Genomic DNA, 26,246 nt, shown 5'->3' on the forward strand with positions numbered 1-26,246 from the left:
CTTTACCGCGCCGCGCCGGCGGCACGACAACACACACGTCCGTCCGGCGCGTTCTTCAGAATGTTCGATATCAATCCACTTCGTTCAACACCTCACCCACCGTCTTGAACAACTCGGCAATCTGCTCCGCTTCAATAATGAGCGGCGGCGAAAACGCGAGAATATCCCCCGCCATCCGCACCAGCACGCCCTTCTGGAAGCAACGCACGAACGCATCATAAGCACGCGCGCCGGGCGCGCCATCGCGCGACGCGAGTTCGATGCCGCCAATCAACCCGATATTGCGAATATCGATCACATGCCGCGTGCCGCGCAGCGCATGAATCGCTTCCTCGAACACCGGCGCCATCTTCGCGGCCCGCGCGAAGATCTGCTCGCGTTCATATAGATCGATCGTTGCGCACGCAGCGGCAGCCGCAATCGGATGCCCCGAATACGTGTACCCATGAAACAGCTCGATTCCCGCGGGCGCCCCATTGATGACCGTATCGTGGATACGCTTGCTCGCGGCCACCGCGCCCATCGGCGCAGCCGCGTTGTTGGTGCCCTTCGCCATCGTCAACAGGTCGGGCGTCACGTTGAAGAACTGCGCGGCGAACGGTGTGCCCAGACGCCCCCAACCGGTGATCACTTCATCGAAGATCAGCAGGATGCCGTGCTTGTCGCAGATCTCGCGCAGCCGCTGTAAATAGCCTTGCGGCGGAACCAGCACACCGGTCGAACCGGCAACCGGCTCGACGATCACGGCCGCGATCGTCGACGCATCGTGCAGTGTGACGAGCCGCTCGAGTTCATCGGCCAGATGCGCGCCCCACGCGGGCTGCCCTTTCGAATACGCGGCTTCCTTGATGTTCAGCGTATGCGGCAGATGATCGACAGCCGGTAGCATCGCGCCTGAATACGCTTTACGGTTCGCCGGAATGCCGCCCACCGACGTGCCGCCAAAGCCGACACCGTGATACGCGCGCTCGCGGCCAATAAAGCGTGTGCGCTGCCCTTCACCGCGCGCGCGGTGATACGCGAGCGCGATCTTCAGCGCGGTATCGACCGCTTCCGACCCCGAGTTCACAAAGAAGATGTGCTTCAGGTCCCCCGGCGTGTGCTTCGCAATTTTCGTCGCGGCTTCAAATGCTTTCGGATGGCCCATCTGGAACGTCGGCGCGAAGTCCATTTCGGCCGCCTGTGCCTGCACCGCCGCGACGATCTCGTCGCGGCAATGTCCGGCATTCACGCACCACAGGCCTGCGGTGCCGTCGAGAATGCGCCGCCCGTCGTCCGACGTGTAGTACATCCCTTTCGCTTTCGCAAGCAACCGCGGCGCGCTCTTGAACTGGCGGTTCGCGGTGAAGGGCATCCAGAACGCGGACAGGTCCTGCATGCTGGCAGCGCGGTCATTCATCTTGTGTCTCCTCGTCTCTACAAGTGGGTTGATGGTCGAATGGGTTGCTCAGTTGGGTCAGTTGCGTCAACCCAATGGCTCCAGCCGATGTCCCGGCCAGAACCGTTTCAGCGAGACCTTCCAGTGTATGCACGCGCACGCCTGTGCACAACCTGGCGGCGGCGCTGCACCGATCGCGCGCAGCGGGCTCGTGCTCTGCCGCGACCATGCTTCGTTGCGGCGCGGCACGCACCGCAACGAAGCGCACCGTGCGCCGATGCACCGCTTTCGCCCTTATCGCGCATATCGCGTGATCGGGCGCGCGTCGCCCGCACCCGTATCGCAGCGCCCACGACGCCCATTCGGTGCTGCTTTGCAACGTTGGCATATGCCTTGCAGTAACACGCGCGGCCCGTGATGCACTACGCAAGCGCAAGCCGGTCGGCAGCCTCGATCCATCGCCGCGCGCACCACACGGCCGCGACACCCAATAACACGCATCATCCAGGACAAGGGGTAGCACATGAAACGTCGCAGTCTTCTGAAGCTCGGCTCGATGTCGGGCGCGCTCGCGCTGGCGGGCAAGGTGCCGTTCGCACACGCACAATCCAGCAGCGGACCGATCAAGGTCGGCATCCTGCATTCGCTGTCCGGCACGATGGCGATTTCGGAGACTTCACTGAAAGACACCGCGTTGATGACGATCTCGGACATCAACAAGAATGGCGGCGTGATGGGCCGGCAGATCCAGCCGGTCGTCGTCGACCCGGCGTCGAACTGGCCGCTGTTCGCCGAAAAGGCGCGTGGCCTGCTGACCCAGGACAAGGTTGCATGCGTGTTCGGTTGCTGGACGTCGGTGTCGCGCAAGTCGGTGCTGCCGGTGTTCGAGGAACTGAATGGGCTGCTCTACTACCCGGTGCAGTATGAAGGCGAGGAAATGTCGCGCAACGTGTTCTACACGGGCGCCGCGCCGAACCAGCAGGCGATTCCCGCGGTCGAGTACCTGATGAGCAGCGAGGGCGGCGGCGCGAAACGCTTCTTCCTGCTTGGCACGGACTACGTTTACCCGCGCACGACGAACAAGATCCTGCGCGCGTTCCTGCATTCGAAGGGCGTGCAGGACAGCGACATCCAGGAGGTCTACACGCCGTTTGGCCACAGCGACTATCAAACGATCGTCGCGAACATCAAGACGTTCTCGCAAGGCGGCAAGACCACTGTCGTGTCGACCATCAACGGCGATTCGAACGTGCCGTTCTACAAGGAACTCGGCAACCAGGGGCTGAAGGCGACCGACGTGCCGGTGGTCGCGTTCTCGGTCGGCGAGGAAGAACTGCGCGGTATCGACACGAAACCGCTGGTCGGTCACCTCGCGGCATGGAACTACTTCATGTCGGTAAAAGGCCAGAACAACACCGCGTTCAAGGGTGAATTCGCATCCTACGTGAAAGCGCAGAGCCTGCCGGGCGGTGCGAAGCGTGTGACGAACGATCCGATGGAAGCGACCTTCGTCGGCATTCATATGTGGAAGCAGGCGGTCGAAAAAGCGAAGAGCACCGACGTCGACAAGGTACGCGTCGCGATGATCGGTCAGACCTTCGCCGCGCCGTCGGGCTTCACGTTGACGATGGATGGCAATCACCATCTGCACAAGCCGGTGATGATCGGCGAAATTCGCGGCGACGGGCAATTCAACGTCGTATGGAAGACCAAGACCGCGATTCGCGCGCAGCCGTGGAGTCCGTTTATCGCGGGCAACGAGAACAAGCCGGACGTGGTCAGCTCGATTCCGTCGGTACTGCGCCGCTCGCGCGTGGCCTGATCGCGTCCGCGCGTACCGCATGGCTTCACGCGTGTTGTACGACGCCGTAGTGGCTGGACCATCCCTGTAGCAAGCGGCATCGGACTGACCCGCCTCGTGGTCGCCGATGCCGCCGACATGCATGCCGCTTTCCTCTTCAAAGGCCATCATGGCGCTCTCCTTCTTCACACTGGCGCGGCGCGGTTTGGGCGCGGTGCGCGTTGTTTCCGTCAGCGCCGCGTTCACCCTGCTGACGACGCTGCTGATACCGCAGCACGCATTCGCGTTGACCGCGACCGACGTCGCACCGCTTGCGGGCGACGACTTCGATGCGAAGTCCGCGGCCATCGACAAACTGATTGCGATGCATGACGCGCAAGCGCTCGCGCTATTGAAGGCGCTCTCCGAAGACAACGCGCTCGCGACCGATGCCGGCGCAGTGCTGATTCAGGACAACGACACCGCGCGCGACGCGGTAACCGGAAAAACCGTCGCACCCGGCGACGCGCAACCGGTGACGCTGAACAATCTGCTGCGCTCGAAGGTCGCGGGCGCGTTGTCGGGCTTGCAGCTCGCGTCGCCGGATCTCGACACGCGGCGCGCCGCGATCGCCGAATTGCTGAAAAACCCCGACATCGCGATGAAACCGATGATCGACGCGGCGCGCGCGAAAGAAACCGACCCGGCGTTGAAACGGCGACTCGATGTGCTGTGGGCAATGACCGCCCTGCACGACCCCGACGCCGCAAAACGGCTCGAGGCCGTGCAACTGGTCGCCGCGCGGCACGATCTGGAGATGAATGAACTGCTGCGCCCGATCGTCGCGAAGAAAGCCGACGGCGGCTTCGCCGAACCCGACGATCGCGTGCGCGCGGCCGCGCAGCAAGGGATCAACGCACTCGACGCGATCCAGCGACGCAGCGAGATCGCCGGCACGATCTTCGCCGGGCTATCGCTTGGCAGCGTGCTGTTGCTCGCCGCGCTGGGACTCGCGATCACCTATGGCCTGATTGGCGTGATCAATATGGCGCACGGCGAATTCCTGATGATCGGTGCGTACGCAACCTATGTCGTGCAGAACCTGATCCAGCATTACGCGCCGCGCGCGTTCGACTGGTATCCGCTGCTTGCGATTCCTGCATCGTTTATCGCCGCAGCGGTGGTCGGCATCGTGCTCGAACGGCTTGTGCTGAAGCATCTGTATGGCCGCCCGCTCGAAACGCTGCTGACCACATTCGGCATCAGCCTGATCCTGATCCAGGCGACGCGAATGATTTTCGGTGCGCAGAACGTACAGGTCGTGAACCCGTCATGGATGAGCGGTGGCGTCACTGTGATGCAGAACCTGATCCTGCCGTACAACCGGCTCGCGATTCTCGCGTTCTCGCTGATCGTGGTCGGCATCGCGTGGGCGGTGCTGACAAAGACGCGCCTCGGCCTGTTCGTGCGCGCGGTCACGCAGAACCGGCGGATGGCCGCATGCGTCGGCGTCAGAACCGCGCTGGTCGATTCGTATGCATTCGCGTTCGGCGCCGGCATCGCCGGACTCGGCGGCTGCGCGCTATCGCAGATCGGCAATGTCGGCCCGGACCTCGGCCAGAGCTACATCATCGATTCGTTTATGGCGGTCGTGCTAGGCGGTGTCGGACAGATCGCGGGCACCGTACTCGGCGGCTTTGGCCTTGGTCTCGTCAGCAAGGCGATCGAGCCGTTCTGGGGCGCGGTGCTCGCGAAGATCGCGGTGCTCGTGCTGATCGTGCTGTTTATCCAGAAGCGTCCGCAGGGCATGTTCGCCCTGAAGGGCCGCAGCGCGGAGGCCTAACATGACGTCCGCTACTTCTTCACCCGCCGCGGTCGACGCACGCGCCACCGCGCTTGACGATGCGCAGCGCGCCGCGCTTCCGGGCTTCGCGCTCGGCCTGCCGGCGCGTCCCGCGTTGCTGTCGCGCCGCGCATGGCAGGCGTTGATCGCGTTGATTATCGTGATCGGACTGGGCGTGCCGTTCTCCACGCTCGTGCTGCCCGACACCAGCGCATTCCATCTGTCCGCGTATGCGATCACGATCGCCGGCAAGTTCATGTGTTATGCGATCGCTGCGCTCGCGCTCGATCTGGTATGGGGCTACTGCGGCATTCTGAGCCTCGGGCATGGGCTTTTCTTCGCGCTCGGCGGCTACGCGATCGGCATGTACCTGATGCGTGCAATCGGCCACGACGGCAAGTACGGCAGCGATTTACCCGACTTCATGGTGTTTCTCGACTGGCACCGGTTGCCGTGGTACTGGCAAGGCACGCAGCATCTCGCGTACGCGTTGCTGCTCGTCGTGCTGGCACCCGCCATCGTCGCGTGGGTGTTCGGCTTTTTCACGTTCCGCTCGCGCGTGAAAGGCGTCTATCTGTCGATCATCACGCAGGCGATGACGTTTGCCGCGATGCTGCTGTTCTATCGGAACGAAACCGGCTTCGGCGGCAACAACGGCTTTACCGACTTCAAGCGCATCGCGGGCTTTCCGATCACGCACACCGGCACGCGCACCGTGCTGTTTCTGATTACGTTCGCGGTGCTCGTAATCGCGTTTGTCGGTGCACGCGCGATCGTCACATCGAAGCTCGGCCGTGTCGTCACCGCGGTGCGCGATGGCGAGACGCGGCTGATGTTCCTCGGCTATAACCCGCTTGCGTACAAGCTGTTCGTGTGGACCGTGTCGGCGGTGCTGTGCGGCATCGCGGGCGCGCTCTACGTGCCGCAGGTCGGGATCATCAATCCGGGCGAGATGTCGCCGGGCAATTCGATCGAAATGGCGATCTGGGTCGCGGTCGGCGGGCGCGGCACGCTGATCGGACCGATTATCGGCGCATTCGCGGTGAACGGCGCGAAGAGCTTTTTCACCGCCTACTTCGCCGAATACTGGCTGTTTTTCCTCGGCGCGATTTTCGTGCTGGTGCCGCTGTTCCTGCCGAACGGGATGATGGGGCTGATCGAAATGCTCACGACGCGCAGAAAAAACCGCGAATAAGGACCGCCAATGAGCCACTACGTCTACCAGCCGGACGCGATCGACGAACGCGCATACGGCGGCGTTGCCGGGATGGGCCACGTCGCGAAGCCAGGCGAGATCGACGTCTCGCACGGCACGATTTTGTATCTCGAAGACGTCACCGTCAGCTTCGACGGCTTTCGCGCGCTGAACAAACTGACGTTGTCGATCGACGCGGGCGAACTGCGTTGCATCATCGGCCCGAACGGCGCCGGCAAAACCACGATGATGGATGTGATCACCGGCAAGACCGCGCCTGATTCCGGCACCGTGTTTCTGGGCCAGACGATCGACCTCACGCGGATGAACGAGCCGGCGATCGCGCGAGCCGGCATCGGCCGCAAGTTCCAGAAGCCGACCGTGTTCGAGCAGCACCCGGTGTGGGAAAACCTCGAACTCGCGATGAAGACCGACAAGGGCTGGCTCGCGTCGCTGCGTGCGCGGCTCGATCGCGCCGCGCAGGCGCGCATCGAGGAAACGCTCGCGCTGATCCGCCTCGAGGGCGAAGCACGGCGACTGGCCGGCGAACTTTCGCATGGGCAGAAGCAGCGGCTCGAGATCGGCATGTTGCTGATGCAACAACCGGCGCTACTGCTGCTCGACGAACCGGCGGCCGGCATGACCGACGACGAGACGATGCAACTGGCGGAGCTGCTGAACCACCTGCGCGGCACGTGTTCGATGATGGTTGTCGAGCACGACATGGAGTTCGTCGCGGCACTCGCCGGCGATACGGGCATGGTCACTGTGATGGCTGAAGGCAGCGTGCTCGCACACGGCACGCTCGACACCGTAAAAAACGATCCGAATGTGATCGAGTCGTACCTTGGACGCTGACCCATGCTTGAAGTGACGAACCTGAACCAGTACTACGGCGGCAGCCATATCCTGCGCAATGTGAAGCTCGATGTGCCGGACGGCAAACTGACCGTGCTGCTCGGCCGCAACGGCGTCGGCAAGACGACGCTATTGCGCTGCCTGATGGGTGTCGTGCCGGCGAAGAGCGGCACGATCGCGTGGCGCGGCACGCCGCTCACCAAACTGCCGCCGCATGCGCGCGTCGCACAGGGGCTCGCGTATGTGCCACAAGGCCGCGATATCTTTCCGCGCTTGAGCGTCGAAGAAAATCTGCTGGTCGGAGCCGCGAGCCGCAAGGCGCCGAAGGGCGTTCCGGATCGGATCTATGAGCTTTTTCCGGTGCTGAAGGACATGCGCGCGCGCCGCGGCGGCGATCTATCGGGCGGCCAGCAGCAACAGCTCGCGATCGGCCGCGCGTTGATGAGCGAACCGCAATTGCTGATTCTCGACGAACCGACTGAGGGCATCCAGCCGTCGATCATTCAGGACATCGGCCGCACGTTGCGGCAGCTGGTCGAAGAGATGGGATTGACGGTGTTGCTGGTCGAGCAGTACTACGACTTCGCGAAAGCGATTGCGGACCGTTACTGGGTGATGAGCCGCGGTGAAATTGTTGCGGGCGGCGAAGGCGCAAATATGGACGATGACGGCGTGCGTGCGCTGATTGCGGTTTAGATTCACGCGGCGTTCTTGCGCGCTTCGAACCGCCAGCTGAAACTGCAAAGACCTCAGGCAACCCAGCGGCAGCAAACGGCGGCTATAAAGCTGCCGGGGACCCCGATTCGTCGGACAAAGCGCATCGCGCGACGTCACCGTTTCACTGTTTCACCGTCTCGCTCACCGTCAGCTCCGCTGAATCGTCAGGCGTCATCCCGCCCAACGCCTGAAACAGCGCCGCTGTATCCGCAAGACGATCGGCCTGTGCGTGCGTCCGGTCGATAGCGGTCTGCAACGCCTGTCGCTGCGCGTCGATCAGCCCAAATTGACTGACGCCGCCTGCCGCGTATTGCCCCTGAGCGATCTGCACGCTCGCTTGCGCTTGCGACGCCGCTTCGTCGCGCGCCTGCAATTCGCGCGCGTCGCCGTTCAATGCGTGCAGCGTATCAGCGACCTGCTGCAGCGCCTGCAGTACGGTCTGACGATACGACGCGAACGCGGCGTCGTATGCGGCCTGCGCGGCGCGTTTCCTTGCATGCAACTCACCGCCATGAAAAAGCGGCTGCGTCAGATTCAGACCGATGTTCCAGATGTTCAAGCCATTGATGACATCTTCGATGCGCGTGCGCTCCGAGCCGATCCCCGCCGATACGACGAACCGCGGATACAGGTTTGCCGTCGCGACGCCGACATTCGCGCTCGCCTGATGCAGCAGCGCTTCGGATGCGCGGATGTCGGGGCGTTCACGCGCGAGCGTCGAAGGCAGCGTGAGCGGCATCGTGTCGGGCAAATGCAGCGCGTCGAGCGTCACGTCGCCGAAGTCCGCTTTAGACGGCTCGATACCGAGCAGAATGGCAAGCTGATGATCGGCCGCCGCGAGTTGCGTCGTCAGCGGAGGCAATTGCGCCTGAGTCTGCGCGAGCAGCGTGCGCTGGGTGCGCACGTCGAGCAGCGCGACGCCGCCCGCCGCATGGCGGCCTTCGATGATCGTCAGTTGCCGCGCCTGGGCGTCGGCCAGTTGTTGCGTCAGTGCGAGTTGCTGTTGCAGCGACGCGCGCCGGATCGAAGTCGAAACGACATTGCCCGCCAACGTCAGTCGCGCGGCGTCGAGTTCATAAGTCTGGTAGTCGACTTGCGCAAGCAGCGCTTCGAGCGCGCGGCGGTTGCCGCCAAAAACATCGAGCACATACGAAACACTCACCGACGCATTGAGCAGCGTGAACGGCCCAGGGTTCGGCACGTTCGGAACGCCGAACGCGGCGGGATTGACCTTCTGCCGCGTGCCCGAAAGCGTCGCGTCGAGCGCGGGGAACTCAGTCGCACCGGCTTGCGCGACATAGTTTTCGCGTGCTTCGATGAGCTTCGCACGGGCTTCGTCCAGTGTCGGGCTGTGTTGCAGCGCCATATCGACCAGACGGTTCAGCGCGTCGGAGCGAAACTGCGTCCACCACGCAGGCAGCGCATGGTTCGCGGCGACCAGCGTTTGCGTCGCGCCCGCTGCCTGCGTGATGGCCGGCAACGTGTCGCGCGTGTAAGACGTTGCATCGGGCGCGGCGGGCGAGCGAAAGTCGGGGCCGACGGTGCAGCCGCATAGAGCGAATGTGCATAGCAGCACGTAGCGTTTCATCGCCGCCCCCTTCTAATCCAGCGTGCGCCGATAGAAGCGCACGGCAACCGCCATCACAACAACCGTGAAGATCGCAACGGGCCACACCGATGGCCACAGATCAGCCCAGCCGTTGCCCTTCAGAAGAATGCCGCGCACCAGCCGGTTGAAGTACGTGAGCGGCAGCAGGTTACCGATCCACTGCGCCCAGACCGGCATGCCCGCGAACGGAAACATGAAGCCCGACAGCAACAGGCTCGGCAAAAAATAGAAGATGGTCAGCTGCATCGCCTGCAGCTGGTTCTGCGCGATCGACGACAACGTGATCCCGACCGTCAGGTTTGCCGCGATAAACAGCAGCGCGGCGATATACAGCGCGATCAGACTGCCGACGAACGGCACCTGGAACACGTAGCGCGCCGCGGTCAGAATGATCGACGATTGCACGAGGCCGATCGCGATATACGGCACCAGCTTTCCCGCGATTACCTCGAGCGGTAACACGGGCGTGGCGAGCAGATTCTCCATCGTGCCGCGCTCGCGTTCCCGCGTCATCGCGAGGCCGGTCATCATCACCATCGTCAGCGTCAGGATCGTGCCCATCAGACCCGGCACGACGTTGTATTGCGTAATGCCTTCGGGGTTGTACAGCCTGTGGATCTGCACATCGAACGCGGCAGGCGTACCGTTCAGATGCGCGAGCGGCCCCGTGATGTCCTTGTCCGCAACCGCTTGCGCGATGCCTGGCAGCGCGGCAAGCGGCGCCTGCGTAGCGGTCGGATCGGTCGCATCGGCTTCGACGAGCAGCGCGGGCCGTTCGCCACGCAACAGCCGCCGCGAAAAATCGATCGGAATCGACACAACGAACGTCACGTCGCCTCGCGCAAGCGCGCGGCGTGCCGCTTCGTCGTCGGGTACCGTGTCGACGATCTGAAAGTAATCGGAATTCTTCATTGCCGCGATGAAGCTGCGCGAAAACGGGCTTTGATCGCTGATCACCACGGCCGTGCGCAAGTGCTTCGGATCGGTGTTGATCGCGAAGCCGAACAGCGCGAGCTGAAGGATCGGCAGGCCGACGATCATGCCGAAGGTGATGCGGTCCCGGCGCAACTGGACGAACTCCTTGAGCACGATGCCCCACCACCGCGTGACAGAAAAAAAGCGGTTCACGATGGTTTCCCGTAGTTGTCGCTCGCGCGGCTCATCATGTAGATGAACACGTCTTCGAGCCCGGTTTCGATCGGCGCGATCCGCACCGACAGGCCGGAGGTCACCTGTCTGATCGCTTTTTCGAGCGCCGCGTGATCGTGTCCGCTCGCGTGCAGTGCGGAGCCGAACACGACAGTCTGATCGACGCCGGGCGTGTTGCGCAGCCGTTCGGACAGATCGGTCAAACGCTCGCCGCCGTGTATGGACCATGTGGCAAGCGCCTGCGAATCGATGACCTGCTGCGCGGTGCCCTGCGCGAGCAGCTTGCCGTATGCGATATATGCGAGCTTGTGGCAGCGCTCCGCTTCGTCCATATAGTGCGTGCTGACCAGCACCGAAATGCCTTGCGCCGCGAGCCGGTGCAGCTCTTCCCAGAAGTCGCGGCGCGCGGTCGGGTCGACACCCGCGGTCGGCTCGTCGAGCAGCAGCAGCCTCGGCTCGTGCAGCATGCACGCGGCCAGCGCGAGCCGCTGTTTCCAGCCGCCCGACAACGCCCCGGTCATCTGGCCGGCGCGCGTCTGCAGTCCGAGATTTTCGAGCGCGCGGTCCACCTTCTCCTTGCGGTCGCGCATCTGATAGATACGCGCGACAAAATCGAGGTTCTCGCGGATCGTCATGTCTTCCCAGTATGAGAAGCGCTGCGTCATATAGCCGACGTTACGCTTGATCTGCGCGCTGTCTCGCACGATGTCGTAGCCGAGGCAGGTGCCGCTGCCGGAATCCGGCGTGAGCAGGCCGCACATCAGGCGGATCGACGTCGTCTTGCCACTGCCGTTTGGCCCGAGAAAGCCGAAGATCTCGCCATGCGCGACCTGCAGCGTGACGTCGTTGACTACATGCTTGTCGCCGAAATGCTTGTTGAGGTGGTGTACGTCGATGGCGAGCGAGCTTGCCGGCGAACCGCTGACGGGCGAACCGTCAGGCGTGCGTTCCGGCCCGTCGCCGCGTGAGCCGTTTTGCGCGTCGTGCGTCGTCATTGCAGCGTCACCGACACAGGTTGACCAGGATGCAGGCGCGGCGCGTCGTCGACCGACGGATGCGCTTCGATCATGAACACGAGCTTCGCGCGGCTCTCGTTGCTATAGATGACGGGCGGCGTGTATTCCGCCGCGGTCGATATGAACGTGATCCTCGCTTTTATGTCCGATGCGCAACCGTCGCAATGGATCGTCAGCGCTCGGCCGGGCGCGAGCGAGCCGACCACCGCTTGCGGCACGAAAAAGCGCACCTTCACGTTTTGCGGCGGCAGCAGTTGCACGATCGGACTTCCCGCCTGCACCCATTCGCCGACGCGAAACAGCGTGTCGTAGACACGCCCTTTGGCAGGCGCATTCATGCGCATCTGATCGAGCTTCCATTGCGCCTGTGCGACGGCGGCCTGCGCCGCGTCCACTTGCGCGGCCTGCGCGAGCCGTTGCTGCGAGCGCCCCGGCAAGCGGGCCACCTCGACTTCACGCGTGAGCTCACGCACCTGCGCGTTCGCGGCATCGGCGGCGGCGCGCGAATCGTCGAGTTGTCCCTTCGGAATGCCGCCTACGCGATACTGCGCGTCGTCGCGCGTCAGTTGCTGGGCGGCCTTGCGCGCATTCGCGACGGCTTGCGCGAGCTGCGCCCTCGTCACGTCGACTTCCGGCGCGCGCTTGCCCGTCTGGATGTCCGCGAGTTGCGCGCGGGCGGCGGCAAGCTGTTGCTGAGCCTGTTGCAGCGCCGCCGTCTCATAGACCGATTCGAGCGCGAACACGGGCGCGTTCGCGGCCACGTCCTGGCCGCGTGCGACGTCAAGTTGCATCAGCCGGCCCGACTGCGACGAGCCGAGATACACGAATTCGCCTTCGACATAGCCTTGCCACGTGTTGTCGGCCCGATGCGAGCATGCGCCGAGCGCACCGCATACGACGAGTGCGGTACAGAGCCACGTGGTGCGCGCGGAGAAACAGGAACGCTTCATGAACTGTGCCCTTTGCGTAAGCGGCGCGTAGTCTTGCGCGCGGCGCGCGCTGCCGGCGGATGCATACCGCCCAGTAACAGCGCGGTGACGTGCCGATGCAATGTGTCGCGTTCGATTGGCGCAAAACCTCGAACGCTCTTCCACAACGTGGCGGCCGCTAGCGGCAGCATCACGAGCGCGATGATCGAGTTGAACATCAGAAGCGGATCGAGTTCGGGATTCACCGCGCCCGCGAGCTGCGCGTCCTTGATGCGGGCGCCAAAACGCCGGATGTTGTCGAACGGAATGCGCGTGATCATCCGGTCGCGCAGCATGCCGCCTTCGTTGACGACTTCGCGCAACCACAGCGACGGCAGCCATGGCATGCGGCCGGTCACGTCGAACAGCCGCGTGACGAACTCGTCGACCATAGAGAACGGGTCGTCGTTCGACTCACCGCCGGCGGCACTCCATACAAATGCGACCGACGGAGCAAGCCGTTCGTCGACAAGCGCATCGAGCAGCGTCTCGCGATTCGTGAAGTAATAGTGCACCAGCGCGGACGTGACGCCCGCGCCCGCGGCAATCTGCGCGACGGTAGTCGCCGCGATGCCGCGCTCGGCGAAGAGTCGCGTCGCGGTGTCGAGCAGATGCTCGCGCACGTCGAAATTCTCGACGACCGGGCGGCGGCCGCGAGGCTTCGCGGACGGACGTTTGGTGTTCAGTTTGGTGTTCACGAACTGAGCCTAATTGATGAGTTAGTTAAATTCAAAGCGGGTTTACCTCATGTTCGGCCTCACCGCCCCACTCATTAAAGCGGCTGCGCCCCTGTCACGGCTCCGATTCGTCGCCCGGGACCCCGTCGATAAACTGCGCGAGCCGTTCGGTGTCGGCGTTTGTCCAGCCGTCGGGACGCGTCACGCTGGCCCACCCGTTGGTGTAGTCCCGCGACGAGTAGTTGTGCCCGAAACCCGGCGGCACGCCCGCCAGCATATTGAGCAGGTCGCCGACCGCCTGCACGCCCGAGACGATCGGAAACCAACGCATCGCGCGAGGCATGTCGAAGCCGCGGGGCTGGGCCATCCATTCCGGCGGCCACCCAAGCGCCCGGGCATTCCAGAAGACCGCCGGATCGGCCGGATGCTGCAGATAAACGATTCGCGGAGCCGGCCAGTCGGCGTCCAATACCGGTTGATGCGGGTCCCGGTTCAGGAATCGTACGGAGCGCCCGCCATCGAAGATCGGCTGCCAGAAAGGTGACCTGCGCTCACGCTCGCGCGTGAGCTGTGAATGGATGGGATTGCTCTGTTTGCCGCCGACGATGAGCGCGCCATCCGTGCGAGCCACCATGTTGGCCACCGACGAAGCGGCGTCCGCCCCCACGAACGATGCTTCCACGCCTGCGGCGCCGAGGCTTTTGCCGAACAGCACAAGCTTCGGCCGGCGATCCGGCGGCAGCTTTGACCAGCGGGCATGAACGGCATCGAAGAGCGCGACACCTGCCTCGTTCGCAAGCCCGGTGTCGATGAAGTTGGCAAGCAGACTTGGCAAAAATGAGTACTGGATTGCCACGATCGCTGTGTCGCCGCGGTGCAGTTGCTCGAGCGCAGCCGCGGCTTTAGGGACGATCCAGCCCGTGCCGGTGGGCACCCATACGACCAGCACTTTCCGGTCGAACCCGCCCGCGCGCTCAAGTTCGCGGACGGCGAGTTGCGCGCGCTGCTCGGCGGAGTCCGCGGAATGCAGTCCTACGTACACCCGCACCGGTTCAACGAGCCCGGCATTCGTCCCGTGGAACTTCGCAAGATCCTGTTTGCTGGTAGCGGTGGCGACGAAGGTGCGCCCCATGCGTCCCAACGTGTCCCACGCGACAAACGAGGCGCGGCTGCCGGACACCGCTGACGATTCGGGCGCCACGATTCCCTCGACTGTTTTCTCGTTCACCGACGCGTGCATGGAGTGGACGGCAGCGATGAGGGCAGGAAGCACCGCGGCGCGACCGAGTGCGATGCCGACCACGACAACGATCAGCAATGCGATTGCCGGCACCGATACGATCGACGGCACGTGGCGCTGGATGACGCGCTTTAGCCCGGCGGCAACACAAGCCACCCCCCTTCCGACGACCACGAGGAGCGCTCCGGCGACGGTTGATAGCGCGCTCGCCAGCACGCCGTCCGGCCAGACGATGAACGGCATTCCCATCAAACTGCGTTGTTCGTTCTGCCAGCCAGGCCATAGCTTCGCGCCGACGACTATCGCGACGAGCCAGACCGCTATCAGAACGATCCGGCCGCGTCTGCTGAACACGCTATTGGGCAAGCGCCTCGATCGCTGCAGCAGCCGATATGCGCCACAGCCGGCCAATGTGCCTATTGCATAACCGGTCGCGAGACAGATCGCGCCGATTATGGTTTGCGTTACCCATGATCGTGGAATCAGCGTTGGACTGAGTGACTGCCACCAGAACAGAAGCGCGAGCAACGAACCGCTGAAGGTCGGCGTCCGCCGTGCGCGTCGGAGCGGGTTGGAATCGTGCATGCGTGCTCGCCCGGTTTGATACGGCTCGCATCCCGCTCACGCGGTTTTGACTGCTACGAGGTTAAGGACGCGAGCAGGCTTCGGAGAAACGTCCGGCGACAGTCGGCCCAAATTGGCCAGATGTCCAGCATTTTCGAGCGGCCGATGCACATCCCGAAGCGCGCAGGCTCGTCTCGAGACCAACCGGAGCTTTCACTGATTATATGGAAATGGACGAGCTCAGCCAGGAACGCTGCGCACTTCGGAGTCCCGTTCCCGAACACGTCGACAATCGTCCTTTATCGCGGCGCCATCACACGCAGCACCGGGTGCCCGTCGATACTCTTCAACGGAAAGTAGGATCGGTGCGTTTCCGGATCGACAGTGACGACGTGCGCATTCGGCGCCAGTTGACCGTCGCCGATCTTCGAGACGTTTGCACCTGCAATGCGGAACATCGACACGACACCCTTCTCGCCCGCCACATACACCGTGCGGTCGCCCGGATCGAACGCGAGCACGTCCGGATCGCCGCCGACGTCATAGGACGCCGTTACCTTCATCGTGTGCATATCGAGTACCAGCAGCCGGTCGTTGTCTTCACATGCGATAAATGCGAGGCGTTGCTCCGGGGCAATGAGCAAGCCATGATTGCCTCGCGCTCCCGGCAGATCGATGCGCGAGACGATGCCGTCGGTGCCCGGATCGATTTCGACGAGTTGCCGTTGCGACTGCACATTGACGAAAATATGCCGTGTGACTGGGTCATATTGCGTATTGCCAACTTCACCGCCAAGCGTAATGGTCGCAACACGCGTGTTCGCCGCGACATCGATCACCGTCTCCGTTTCACCGGTCTCATCCGAGACATAAAGCTTGTGGGCTTCCGGCGCGTAGGCCATGCCGTCCGGATAGACGCCGCCAGGTATGCGCGCAACCTCCTTCAGGGTTTGTTCGTCAATAGCAACCACCTGGTTCGCTCCTGTCGCCGATGCAAACACGCGCGACAGACCAGGCACCACCAGCACGCCATGAACGGCCTCAATACCAGGTATCCGCGCAACGACGCGCGACGCGAGCGTATCGAACACCACGACTTCGCTGTCACCGAGATGCGCAATAAACAGCAGATGCCGACCCGGATCGTAGCTCTCATAGTCGAATCGGGATGCGCGCCCCGGCAGCGGTATGTCGGCGATGTGCGTAAGCGGCAAACTGCTCGCTGTCGGTACGGCCGAACCCTTTGCGAGACACCCGGCGGTCAGTCCCAAAGCGGTGGCGATCAGACCGGCAGCGGCCATCCGGCGTCCCGCGCAAGCGCGATTGGCGCGCGTGTGATTCATGACGATCCTCCGTCCGGCCTGATGCGGCGGAACGAGACAAGCAGCGCAAGATCGTAGACGATCTTCAGCGCGCCGCACGCGATCAACGGTGCACCGAGCCAGCCGGCGCCGAGCAGAGCGCCGGCAATCGTCGGCGCTACCGCGGCTGCGAGGCTGCGAGGCACTGCGGTAAAGCTCGCGGCGGCCGGCCGCTCGGGCGGCGTAACAACAGCCATCACGTAGGCACTGCGGGTTGGCACGTCGAGTTGCGACAATGCGCTGCGCAGAAGCAGGAGCGCCAGTGTTAGCGGTAGTGAATGCGTGAAGGCTGCGGCGATCAGGCACACGCTCGACGGAATGTGCGTGAAGACCATGGTATTGAGTAGCCCGATCCGGCGGGCAAGGGGTGCCGCGGCGAGCTGCGACGCGGCGCTCAGCAATCCGGCCCAGAAGAAGAACCGTCCGGCCGCGCCAAGCGAGAGACCGAATCGCTGGATGAGCCACAAGGTCAGCAGCGAGTTGACGAGCAGGCCACCGGCGAAGGCGTCGACGCTGAACAGCAGCGCAAGGCGCGTCACGATTCCGCGCGAGGGTCCGAGCGGTGCACGCGCCGTTGCTGCATGCGACTCGCGCTTCGGCAGACGCAGATACAGCATGCAGATCACACAGCCCGTCAACGCGTATAGGACGAACATTGCGCGCACGGCCGCGAGTGCGGGAATGCCGGAATGAACCGCCATCCAGTCCGGCACCCCGGCCAGCAGCGCGCCGCATGCGGCGGATAGCGCGCCCGCGAGGCTGTAGCGCGCGAACAGCGCGGTACGGCTATCGGAATTCGCCGCCTCGGCAAGGCGGGTGTGTTCGAGCGGCAGAAACAGGCTGACATCGCCCGAGCTCGGGTTCAGCGTGCCGGCAAAGGCGACCACGAGCAACGGCCATAGCGACGACAGGCTGGCAAATCCAAGACCTGTGGCTGCCATCAGGCTCGCCGCAACGAGCAGCAGCGCGCGCTGCGGATAGCGGTTGCCTAAAAGGCCGACCGCGATCGTTGCGAGCGCCGATCCGACGAGCGTCGCCGTGCTGATCAGGCCGACCGTCAACTGCCCGAAGCCGAGCGACAACAGATAGGCAGGCAGCAACACTGCGATAAACCCGTCGCACAAGCCGCGCAGGCTACGTGCGGCCAGCAATATCGACGCGCTCCGGTCGATGCCCGGCGGCAACAGCAACGTCGATAGCGGCATGCGAGCGGGAATCATCGCTGGATACTCATGAACGCACGCCAGATTCGCACCACGCGTACAGCGCGTCGTAAAGCACCAGGCCGTGGCGCAACTGTTCATGGTCATCCGCGAAGGTGCGCGACATGCCGACGGAGACGGCGTACAGTCCGGCCGACTCCGGCGCGAGATGAAGACAGCCGGTGTCGGCGCCGCGCACGATTTGCGCGAGCCGGTGTACCGCCGGATCGGCAAGCCGATACTTGCGCACGAACGCATCAAAGCTGCACAGCTCGCCATGATGGCCCAGTTCGACACCGGGCACGTCGTACGGCGTCGCCCGCTGCTGCGCGGCGATACGCATCACATCGTCGCCTGGTACGTACAGGAACTCGGCGTCGCAATCGATGAAACGGAGGATCAGCCAGGGACAGGCGATCCGGTCGACCTTCGGTCTTTCGCGTGTGATCCATTTCATTGCGACCTCCGTTGTGCAACGGGCAGCGTGCCGAATGTCAGACGCGTAGGGACCACCCATTGAGCTCCGCTGCTACTGCCATCAGCGAGCGGCCCGAATCGTGCCGGCTACCTCACGGCGTGCTCCTCGTTTCGGTTTCCCTACTGCGATCGATTGGTTCCGGCGCAATTCACGCGGCCCTTCGGGACGGCATTGCCGCCTGCAGCCTGAGCGACGCGTTGTCCCAGTTGACGATACTGAACAGCTGGTTGACGTACTCGTTGCGACGGTTCTGATACTTCAGGTAATACGCATGCTCAAAAACGTCGAGCACGAGGATCGGCTGAATGCCCCAGGCCGTGAGTTTCTGATGGTTCTCACACTGCAGGATCATCAGCTTGCCGGTGACCGGGTGATAGCCGACGACGCCCCAGCCCGAGGCTTCGGTGGCGATAGTCGCCGCGGCGAGTTGAGCCTTGAATTTCGCGTACGAGCCAAAGTTGCTGTCGATCATCTTTGCAAGCTCGCCCTTCGGCTCACCGCCCTTGCCCGATATGCTCGTCCAGTACACCGTATGCAGGATGTGGCTGGAAAGCTGGAACGCGAGTTCCTTCTCGTAAAACTTCACGAGCGCGAAATCGCTGGTGTCCCGTGCTTTGGCCAGCGCTTCTTCAGCCTTGTTGGCTGCAACCACTGCCGGCTTATGGTGAAAGTTGTAGTGCAGTTCAACCGTACGCGCATCGATGACCGGTTCGAGTGCGTCATAGGCGAATGGCAGCGGTGCCGCCGCGTATTTGCCGTCCGCGTCGACCAGCCTGTCGGTGTAGACCGCGCCGTCTGCGGCGAAAGCCGTTTGCGCCTGGGCCAGCAACATCCCGGCGCCGACTGCTGCGGAGTTATGCAAAAAGGTACGACGTGTTGCCATGTGTTCCTCACAGTTTCGCGCACGCGTCCGGTCACAGCGTGTGCAGGTGGACAAGTGGATAGACGACAAGACCGACGACCGCGGCCGCCACGACGATCACAGGCTCCTGGAGCTTCCTGAAGCGCCACAGCAGCACCACGGTTGCGAGCGCGAGCAGCGCGGTCGGCCAGTCGAAAACCGAGCGCTTCGCGATGACGATCACCGAGCCGGTGATTGCGCCGACCGCCGCAGCCGTAATGCCGTCGACGAACGCCTTGACGGCGGGCAGCCGGCCATATTTCTTGAAGTACGGTGCCGGCAGCACCGTGAACAGGTAGCAGGGCAGGAAGGTGCCGAGTGCCGCCACGCAGGCGCCGGAGAATCCCGCGACGAGGTAGCCGATGAATCCGACCGTGATGACGACAGGGCCCGGCGTGATCATCGCGACGGCCACCGCGTCGACGAACTGCCGGTCATTGAGCCAGTGGTGTTCGGTGACGACACCGCCGTAAAGGAACGGCACGATCGCGAGGCCCGAGCCAAACACGAATGCACCTGCCTTCGCGAAGAACACGCCAAGCTGGCTGAGCAATGACAGATCGACGCCGCTGAGCATGCCGCTTAACGTTGGCGCCTGCGCGATTGCGACCGCATTGAGTCCGCCCCGGCCCAACCATCGCGGCGGTGCGCTCCGAAACCAGTTCGCCAGACCGCCCGCGATGAACAGCCAGGCAATCTCGGACTCGGTGACGACGGTCACGACGGCGAGCGTCAGGTAAATAGCCCACAGTAGCCTGTCTGCACCGAGGGTCCTGGTCGTAAGCTTGTACGCGCTCATTGCGATGATGCCGACCACCGCCGCGCCTACGCCGTAAAAGACCGCCTGCATCCACGACAGTCCGCCGAAGTGCGCATACGCCCAGCCGAGCGCGACGACCATCAGGAACGACGGCAGCACGAAAGCGAGGCCGGCAACCGTCGCGCCGACGATCCGGTAATGCACGTAGCCGAGATAGATGCCGAGCTGCGCAGCAAGCGGGCCGGGCATCATCTGGGCCAGCGCGAGACCTTCGCGATAGTCTGCTTCGGTGATCCAGCCGCGCTCCTCGACCAGATCGCGACGCATGTAGCCCACGAGCGCGACCGGACCACCAAACCCGAACGTGCCGAGCTTCAGCATATAGAGCACCATCTGGCCGAGCGTATAGCCAGGCGCCGTTGCCGTCGTTGTCGTGCTCATGAACGCTTGCCCTTGTCGCTGGATTTTTCGCTCGCAACGAAGTGCGTGTACATCGAGTCGAGCACGCGACTCATTTCGTCGAGCAGATGGTCATCGTCGGCCGCGCGCTCGCGGGCGCCGGCCATGATCGCTTCAAAGCCGATCGCCTCGGGCACCGGCGCGCCGCCCACGTCCAGCGCATGAACCATCGCGCCGAGCCGAAGCAGTGCCGGGTCCTTGTCGAGACCGAAGCTCGCGACCAGCACTTCGAATGTCACGCGTTCGCCCACATGGGTAAAAGCCGCGCCATCGAAATCGAAGCCAAGCGCGTCGGCCGGACAGACGTCCGGTGAAGTCAGCCAGATGAAGCGGGCATCACGGTCGATGAAGCGGCGGATAAGCCACGCGCTTGCAACGCGGTCGACCCACATGCGCCGACGGGTGGCCCACGTGCGGCCCTGATAGTCGTCAACGGAAAGCGAGCGAATCGCGCGGTCGGCCGCATGCGGTTCACCTGGCGAAAGCACCGTGTCGACGTGCGCGACGAAGTCCTCCCAGGCGACTGCGGCGCGCGTGGCCGCTTCACCAGGGAAATAGTCGATGGCAACGATCGCCTCGTAATCCTTGCGCAACCGTCGCAGCAGTTTCGTCAGGTCCGCTGCCGACTGGCCGGCGACCGTCTTGCGCGCATCGGAAAGCACGCGAATAAACCCGTCGTACTCGTCGACGCGGTCGAAAAGCGCACGGAATTCGGCTTCCTGCGCCGCGTCGAGACTCGGTGCTCGCAACAGATGGGCGGTGCCGCCGCTGTCGGCGATCGCCACGGCCAACTCGCGCAGCACGGCTTCCCGTTCTTCGGTGTAAGGCAACAGATAGATACCGTCCCGCAAGACGGCGCAGCCCTTCGCTTTCAGCGCCCGCCAGAAGCGCATGCGCGCTGTCGCATTCTCGGTGGGAAGCGTCAGCACCAGCAGTGACCAGGTCAGTTGGGTGTCCATGTAGAGAATGCTACTCATACGTAGCAATCTCTACAAGTTAACAATACTCGCTCGACGGAGCCGCATCCGCTCGCGATGAGTCCGCGTGTCGTGCACGCTCGATTCGCGGCAGCCGCCCAACGTCAGATCTGCCGAAGCCAAGCGTGTTAGCAGCACGTGCACAATGCTATTCTCGCGGCATGTCGCTGCACGAAAACCACTCCGCCCTCGCCGCCCCCGATTCGACCTCACACGCGCATTGGCATGCGCGTCTCGAACTCGGCTTCACGAAGCACGGCAATCGAACCACGCTCGCGCACCGGCTGCATGAAGGTCCGTTGCGCGTGCAACGGCCGCTCTATCCGGAAGGCGATGCGATCTGCCACGCGGTGATCGTCCATCCGCCCGGCGGCATCGCGGGTGGGGACGCGCTCGATATCGACATCGCGCTCGCCGACGGCACGCACGCCGTGCTGACGACGCCCGGCGCGACCAAGTGGTACAAGTCGAACGGCCGCGCCGCGCGACAGCGAATCGCGATTCGCGTCGGCGCACACGCGAAGCTCGACTGGCTTCCGCAAAACAATATTGTTTTCGACAACGCGCATGCGTCGCTCGATTTCACGCTGACGCTCGCCGAAGGCGCGAGCGCGCTTGGCTGGGACGCGACACAGTTGGGCCGCCAGGCAGCCGGCGAACGCTGGAGCGCGGGTCACTTGAAAGCGTTGTCGCGCATCATCGGAGCCGATGGACAGCCGCTCTGGTTCGAACGCGCGCAACTGGCCGCCGACACCGCCCTGCGCGATGCCCCGCAAGGCCTCGCGGGTTTTCCGGCGTTCGGCACGTTGTGGGCGGTCAGCCCGGCCTGCGACGACACGCTTGCCGAAACGCTGACCGCAAAGCTGCCATTCGACGCAGACCTGCGCGCCGCGGCCTCATGCGTGTGTCCGGGCGTGCTACTGGTGCGGGCGGTCGCGCGCGCGATGGAGCCGCTACAGCGGGTGCTCACGCAATGCTGGATGGATTTGCGGCCACGCGTGCATCGCGCCGACGCAGTGCCGCTGCGTTTGTGGTCGACCTGATTGCGCCGATGCACCAACCGCACGTGCGTGCCGGATCGCACCATAACAGAACACGCCAGGCGCGATGATGGTGCATAGCCTGTGGCCCTTGTTCGCAGCAACCCCGCGCATCGACATGGCATAACGCTTGCTCGCCAATCGCCCGCTAGAATGACGTCGCTACCGCCTGCCTACCACTCACGCGCATTAGAACAACGCATCCGATGAAGCTGACTCCACGCGAGCGAGACAAACTCCTGATCTTCACCGCCGCGCTGCTCGCCGAACGCCGCCGCGCACGCGGCCTGAAACTGAACTACCCGGAAGCGGTCGCGTTCATTACCGCGGCGCTGATGGAAGCCGCGCGTGACGGCCGCACAGTCGCGGAAGTGATGCACTACGGCACCACGCTGCTCAGCCGCGACGATGTGATGGAAGGCGTGCCCGAGATGATTCCGGACATTCAGGTCGAAGCGACCTTTCCCGACGGCACGAAACTCGTGACCGTCCATCACCCGATTCCCTGACGTTTCCACCTGACGTTGCCCATTAAGGAGCGCACGCGATGATCCCCGGCGAACTGATCACCGACGATGGCGAACTCGAACTGAACGCGGGCCGCACGACGATCACGTTGACCGTCTCGAATACCGGCGACCGTCCAGTGCAGGTCGGCTCGCACTACCACTTCGCCGAAGTGAATGCGGCACTGGCGTTCGATCGAACGGCCGCGCGCGGCTTCCGGCTCAATATCGCGGCGAGCACCGCGGTGCGTTTCGAGCCGGGCCAGGAGCGCACGGTCGAGCTCGTCGAACTGGTTGGCGATCGTGTCGTGTACGGCTTCAACGGCAAGGTGATGGGCAAGCTCGACCAGCCGGTCAACACGCCGGTGCCGGACACTTCGCTCGTCAAAGCCTGACCTCTTGTCTGATCCCGCTTGATCGAAATCGGACGCCCTATCCTTTCGGATTTCACACATGACACTACGCATTGGCCGCCGCGCGTACGCCGAGATGTTCGGCCCGACGACCGGAGACCGTCTTCGGCTTGCCGACACCGACCTTGTGATCGAAGTCGAGCGCGACTTCACCGTCTATGGCGAAGAAGTGAAGTTCGGCGGCGGCAAGGTGATTCGCGACGGCATGGGCCAGTCGCAGCGTCTCGCGGCTGACGTCGTCGATACGGTGATCACGAACGCGGTGATTCTCGACCACTGGGGCATCGTCAAGGCCGACATCGGCCTGAAGGATGGCCGCATTGCCGCGATCGGCAAAGCGGGCAATCCGGATATCCAGCCGGGCGTGACGATTGCGCTCGGCGCCGCGACCGAAGTGATTGCCGGCGAAGGGATGATCGTCACCGCGGGCGGTATCGATACGCATATTCACTTCATCAGCCCGCAGCAGATCGACGAAGCGCTGGCGAGCGGCGTAACGACGATGCTCGGCGGCGGCACCGGCCCCGCGACCGGCACGAACGCGACGACCGTCACGCCAGGACCGTGGCATCTCGAGCGGATGCTGCAGGCGGCGGATGGCTACCCGATGAATCTAGGCTTTCTCGGCAAGGGCAATGTCAGCGTGCCGGCGCCCGCGCTCGAGCAGATTGCCGCCGGTGCAATCGGGCTGAAGCTGCATGAAGACTGGGGCACGACGCCGGCGGCGATCGACAATGCGCTGTCAGTCGCCGATGACACCGACACGCAGGTCGCGATCCATACCGATACGCTGAACGAAGCGGGGTTTGTCGAAGCGACCGTCGCTGCGTTCAAGGGCCGCACGATTCACACGTATCACACCGAAGGCGCCGGCGGCGGCCATGCGCCGGACATCATCAAGGTGTGCGGCGAGGCGAACGTGCTGCCGTCGTCGACGAATCCGACACGTCCGTACACGGTCAATACGCTCGATGAACATCTCGACATGCTGATGGTGTGCCACCACCTCGACCCGTCGATTGCGGAAGATATCGCGTTTGCCGAATCGCGGATTCGCCGCGAGACGATTGCCGCCGAAGACATCCTGCACGATCTGGGCGCGCTGTCGATGCTGTCGTCCGATTCGCAGGCGATGGGACGCGTCGGCGAAGTGATCATCCGCACCTGGCAGACCGCGCACAAGATGAAGGCGCAGCGCGGCGCGCTGCCTGAAGACAACGCGCGCAACGACAACTTCCGCGCGAAACGGTATGTCGCGAAGTACACGATCAATCCGGCATTGACGCATGGTATTGCGCATGAGGTCGGGTCGGTCGAGCCTGGCAAGTGGGCGGACCTCGTGCTGTGGGAGCCAGCGTTTTTCGGCATCAAGCCTTCTTTGATTCTCAAGGGTGGGATGATCGCGCTGGCGCAGATGGGCGACCCGAATGCGTCGATTCCGACGCCACAGCCGGTTCACTATCGCGAGATGTTCGCGACGCGCGGCGGTGCGTTGGGCCGCACGTCGTTGACATTCGTGTCGCAATTGGCGGCTGAGCGCGGCGTCGCGGAACGTTACGGGCTGACCAAGCGCATCGTTGCCGTGCACGGCTGTCGCAGCGTGACGAAAGCCGACATGATCCACAACGCGTGGCAGCCGACGATTAGCGTGGATCCTGAGACGTATCAGGTGATCGCGAACGGCGAACTGTTGACCTGCGAGCCCGCGAAGGTGTTGCCGATGGCGCAGCGGTATTTTCTGTTCTGATTGCCTGGATTCTTTGGATTGCTTTGACAGGTTTGATTGATATGAGAACGATCGACAAACGACTCGATGCGCGGATCAAGATCGCCCGCGTACTGGTTGCGCGCGCACCGGGTCTGACGTTGCCGTTTGATGCGCGTTGCAAGAGTCGGCTCGCGGCGACGCTCGATACTGGAGAGGAAGTCGCACTGGTGCTGCCGCGCGGGACGGTGCTACGCGACGGCGACGTGCTGGTTGCGGACGATGGCGGACTGGTTCGCGTTGTCGCCGCGCCGGAAGCGGTGCTGCAGGTGCGTGCGCCGGATGCGCTGACGTTGACGCGTGCGGCTTATCACCTCGGTAACCGGCATACGCCGGTTGAAGTCGGCGTCGATTATCTGAAGCTCGAATACGATCCCGTGCTGGCGGATATGCTGAAGCGGCTCGGTGCGTCGGTTGAACAGGTGTCGTTGCCGTTCCAGCCGGAGACCGGCGCGTATGGCGGCGGTCATCGGCATGGGCACGATGAGACGTTTGCCGAAGACTATGCGGTCGCGCAGAAGGTGTTCGATGAGCATCATGGGCATGCGCATTCGCATGAGCATGGGCATGGGCATGGGCATGCGCATTCGCATGGGCACGGTCACGATCATTCGCACGGCCACCCGCACGACCACGACCACGACCACGACCATGACCACGATCATTGCGACGAGTCGTGCTCGCACGGTCACCACCATCATGCGCATCGCTGAACTGACTGCGCTATTGCATCTCGCGTCGCCGGCGCTGCCGATTGGCGCGTTCAGCTATTCGCAGGGACTCGAAGCGGCAATCGAAGCGCAACTGATCACAAATGCGGACAGTGCGCGCGACTGGATCGCGAGCGGGCTGACCAATGTGCTCGCCGTCGGTGAACTGCCGTTTCTCGCGCATCAGATTGAACGCTGGCGGGTGCATGACGCCACGGGCCTCGCGCAAGCGAACAGTGAATTTCTCGCGAGCCGCGAATCGATGGAGTTACGTCGCGAAACCGAGCAGATGGGCTGGTCGTTGCGGCAGCTATGCGCATCACTCGAATGGGGCGACGCGTCTCGCCGCGCGACACTCGATACGCTGACGCCGGTCGCGCAACCAACTGCGTTTGCGTTTGCCGCTTTCGCACACGATGTGACCACCGATTCCGCGCTCGCCGCGTATGCGTTTAGCTGGGTTGAAAACCAGGCTGCCGCTGCGCTGAAGGCGGTGCCGCTTGGGCAATTCGCTGGACAACGGATTATCGTGGCGCTGCGTGGAGCGATCGACGCCGCGGTCGCGCATGCGCTTGCGACATCACCGGATGACATCAATACTTTCGCGCCGCAACTCGGCATTCTGTCGGCGCGGCATGAGTCGCAGTATTCGCGGCTCTTTCGCTCTTAGGGTTGGACAT

The 26,246-nt window shown here is 63.5% G+C and carries 24 protein-coding genes; 11 read left to right on the forward strand and 13 right to left on the reverse strand.

Annotation, left to right across the window (positions count from 1 at the left end; translation table 11 throughout):
* Positions 1 to 70: 70 nt before the first annotated feature.
* Positions 71 to 1,399: an omega-aminotransferase AptA gene (gene aptA / locus BX592_RS20920; protein ID WP_134194041.1), complete on the reverse strand. Its 1,329-nt coding sequence runs from the start codon at positions 1,397 to 1,399 to the stop codon at positions 71 to 73.
* A gap of 502 nt (positions 1,400 to 1,901) precedes the next feature.
* On the opposite strand from aptA, the gene urtA reads away from it, so the two are divergent.
* The 5 genes from urtA (at position 1,902) to urtE (ending at position 7,750) form a co-directional block, all read left to right on the forward strand.
* Positions 1,902 to 3,200 carry an urea ABC transporter substrate-binding protein gene (gene urtA / locus BX592_RS20925; protein ID WP_134194043.1) on the forward strand — a complete coding sequence of 433 codons (1,299 nt, stop codon included), beginning with the start codon at positions 1,902 to 1,904 and terminating at the stop codon, positions 3,198 to 3,200.
* Positions 3,201 to 3,348: 148 nt separating this feature from the next.
* Positions 3,349 to 5,001: an urea ABC transporter permease subunit UrtB gene (urtB, locus tag BX592_RS20930; RefSeq protein ID WP_134194044.1), complete on the forward strand. Its 1,653-nt coding sequence runs from the start codon at positions 3,349 to 3,351 to the stop codon at positions 4,999 to 5,001.
* Position 5,002: 1 nt separating this feature from the next.
* Positions 5,003 to 6,196: an urea ABC transporter permease subunit UrtC gene (gene urtC / locus BX592_RS20935; RefSeq protein WP_134194046.1), complete on the forward strand. Its 1,194-nt coding sequence runs from the start codon at positions 5,003 to 5,005 to the stop codon at positions 6,194 to 6,196.
* A 9-nt stretch (positions 6,197 to 6,205) separates the two neighbouring features.
* Positions 6,206 to 7,054, forward strand: a complete 849-nt coding sequence (gene urtD, locus BX592_RS20940) for an urea ABC transporter ATP-binding protein UrtD (RefSeq protein WP_134194048.1) — start codon at positions 6,206 to 6,208, stop codon at positions 7,052 to 7,054.
* A 3-nt stretch (positions 7,055 to 7,057) separates the two neighbouring features.
* Entirely contained in the window at positions 7,058 to 7,750 is a 693-nt protein-coding gene (urtE, locus tag BX592_RS20945) for an urea ABC transporter ATP-binding subunit UrtE (RefSeq protein ID WP_134194050.1), read from the forward strand.
* A gap of 142 nt (positions 7,751 to 7,892) precedes the next feature.
* On the opposite strand, the gene BX592_RS20950 is transcribed toward urtE, so the two are convergent.
* The 12 genes from BX592_RS20950 to BX592_RS21005 all read right to left on the reverse strand — a co-directional run bounded on the left by BX592_RS20950 (position 7,893) and on the right by BX592_RS21005 (position 21,114).
* Positions 7,893 to 9,359, reverse strand: coding sequence for an efflux transporter outer membrane subunit (locus tag BX592_RS20950; protein WP_134194052.1), 1,467 nt, complete (start codon positions 9,357 to 9,359; stop codon positions 7,893 to 7,895).
* Positions 9,360 to 9,371: 12 nt separating this feature from the next.
* Entirely contained in the window at positions 9,372 to 10,508 is a 1,137-nt protein-coding gene (locus BX592_RS20955) for an ABC transporter permease (RefSeq protein WP_134194054.1), read from the reverse strand.
* Complete coding sequence (locus tag BX592_RS20960) at positions 10,505 to 11,524, reverse strand: ABC transporter ATP-binding protein (protein ID WP_243849649.1); 1,020 nt, start codon at positions 11,522 to 11,524, stop codon at positions 10,505 to 10,507. The genes BX592_RS20955 and BX592_RS20960 overlap by 4 nt, the downstream gene beginning before the upstream one ends.
* Entirely contained in the window at positions 11,521 to 12,495 is a 975-nt protein-coding gene (locus tag BX592_RS20965; protein WP_134194056.1) for an HlyD family secretion protein, read from the reverse strand. Before BX592_RS20965 ends, BX592_RS20960 begins: the two co-directional genes overlap by 4 nt.
* Positions 12,492 to 13,199, reverse strand: a complete 708-nt coding sequence (locus tag BX592_RS20970; protein ID WP_134194152.1) for a TetR/AcrR family transcriptional regulator — start codon at positions 13,197 to 13,199, stop codon at positions 12,492 to 12,494. Before BX592_RS20970 ends, BX592_RS20965 begins: the two co-directional genes overlap by 4 nt.
* Positions 13,200 to 13,305: 106 nt before the next feature.
* The gene (locus BX592_RS20975) at positions 13,306 to 15,015 is read right to left on the reverse strand and encodes an alpha/beta hydrolase (protein ID WP_243849650.1); all 1,710 of its coding nucleotides are present in this window, start codon (positions 15,013 to 15,015) and stop codon (positions 13,306 to 13,308) included.
* Between the two features lie 278 nt (positions 15,016 to 15,293).
* Positions 15,294 to 16,337: a YncE family protein gene (locus BX592_RS20980; RefSeq protein ID WP_243849651.1), complete on the reverse strand. Its 1,044-nt coding sequence runs from the start codon at positions 16,335 to 16,337 to the stop codon at positions 15,294 to 15,296.
* A complete protein-coding gene (locus BX592_RS20985) occupies positions 16,334 to 17,575 on the reverse strand; it encodes an MFS transporter (protein WP_134194060.1) in 1,242 nt (413 codons plus the stop codon). Before BX592_RS20985 ends, BX592_RS20980 begins: the two co-directional genes overlap by 4 nt.
* 10 nt (positions 17,576 to 17,585) lie before the next feature.
* Entirely contained in the window at positions 17,586 to 18,014 is a 429-nt protein-coding gene (locus BX592_RS20990) for a chromate resistance protein ChrB domain-containing protein (protein ID WP_134194062.1), read from the reverse strand.
* 169 nt (positions 18,015 to 18,183) lie between these two features.
* Complete coding sequence (locus tag BX592_RS20995; protein WP_243849652.1) at positions 18,184 to 18,918, reverse strand: superoxide dismutase; 735 nt, start codon at positions 18,916 to 18,918, stop codon at positions 18,184 to 18,186.
* Between the two features lie 31 nt (positions 18,919 to 18,949).
* Positions 18,950 to 20,137 (reverse strand): chromate transporter, encoded by a 1,188-nt coding sequence (locus tag BX592_RS21000; protein ID WP_134194064.1) that lies wholly within the window; start codon positions 20,135 to 20,137, stop codon positions 18,950 to 18,952.
* Positions 20,134 to 21,114, reverse strand: a complete 981-nt coding sequence (locus tag BX592_RS21005) for a chromate resistance protein ChrB domain-containing protein (protein ID WP_243849653.1) — start codon at positions 21,112 to 21,114, stop codon at positions 20,134 to 20,136. The genes BX592_RS21000 and BX592_RS21005 overlap by 4 nt, the downstream gene beginning before the upstream one ends.
* 179 nt (positions 21,115 to 21,293) lie before the next feature.
* On the opposite strand from BX592_RS21005, the gene BX592_RS21010 reads away from it, so the two are divergent.
* The 6 genes from BX592_RS21010 (at position 21,294) to BX592_RS21035 (ending at position 26,236) form a co-directional block, all read left to right on the forward strand.
* The gene (locus tag BX592_RS21010) at positions 21,294 to 22,175 is read left to right on the forward strand and encodes an urease accessory protein UreD (protein WP_134194068.1); all 882 of its coding nucleotides are present in this window, start codon (positions 21,294 to 21,296) and stop codon (positions 22,173 to 22,175) included.
* Between the two features lie 203 nt (positions 22,176 to 22,378).
* Positions 22,379 to 22,681, forward strand: coding sequence for an urease subunit gamma (gene ureA, locus BX592_RS21015; protein WP_134194070.1), 303 nt, complete (start codon positions 22,379 to 22,381; stop codon positions 22,679 to 22,681).
* Between the two features lie 38 nt (positions 22,682 to 22,719).
* Entirely contained in the window at positions 22,720 to 23,073 is a 354-nt protein-coding gene (locus BX592_RS21020; RefSeq protein ID WP_134194072.1) for an urease subunit beta, read from the forward strand.
* 58 nt (positions 23,074 to 23,131) lie between these two features.
* A complete protein-coding gene (gene ureC / locus BX592_RS21025; protein ID WP_134194074.1) occupies positions 23,132 to 24,838 on the forward strand; it encodes an urease subunit alpha in 1,707 nt (568 codons plus the stop codon).
* 41 nt (positions 24,839 to 24,879) lie between these two features.
* The gene (gene ureE / locus BX592_RS21030; protein WP_134194076.1) at positions 24,880 to 25,569 is read left to right on the forward strand and encodes an urease accessory protein UreE; all 690 of its coding nucleotides are present in this window, start codon (positions 24,880 to 24,882) and stop codon (positions 25,567 to 25,569) included.
* Positions 25,556 to 26,236 (forward strand): urease accessory protein UreF, encoded by a 681-nt coding sequence (locus BX592_RS21035; protein WP_134194157.1) that lies wholly within the window; start codon positions 25,556 to 25,558, stop codon positions 26,234 to 26,236. Before ureE ends, BX592_RS21035 begins: the two co-directional genes overlap by 14 nt.
* The last annotated feature ends 10 nt before the right edge of the window (positions 26,237 to 26,246 follow it).

The organism is Paraburkholderia rhizosphaerae (genome assembly GCF_004366595.1).
Classification (GTDB): Bacteria; Pseudomonadota; Gammaproteobacteria; order Burkholderiales; family Burkholderiaceae; genus Paraburkholderia; species Paraburkholderia rhizosphaerae.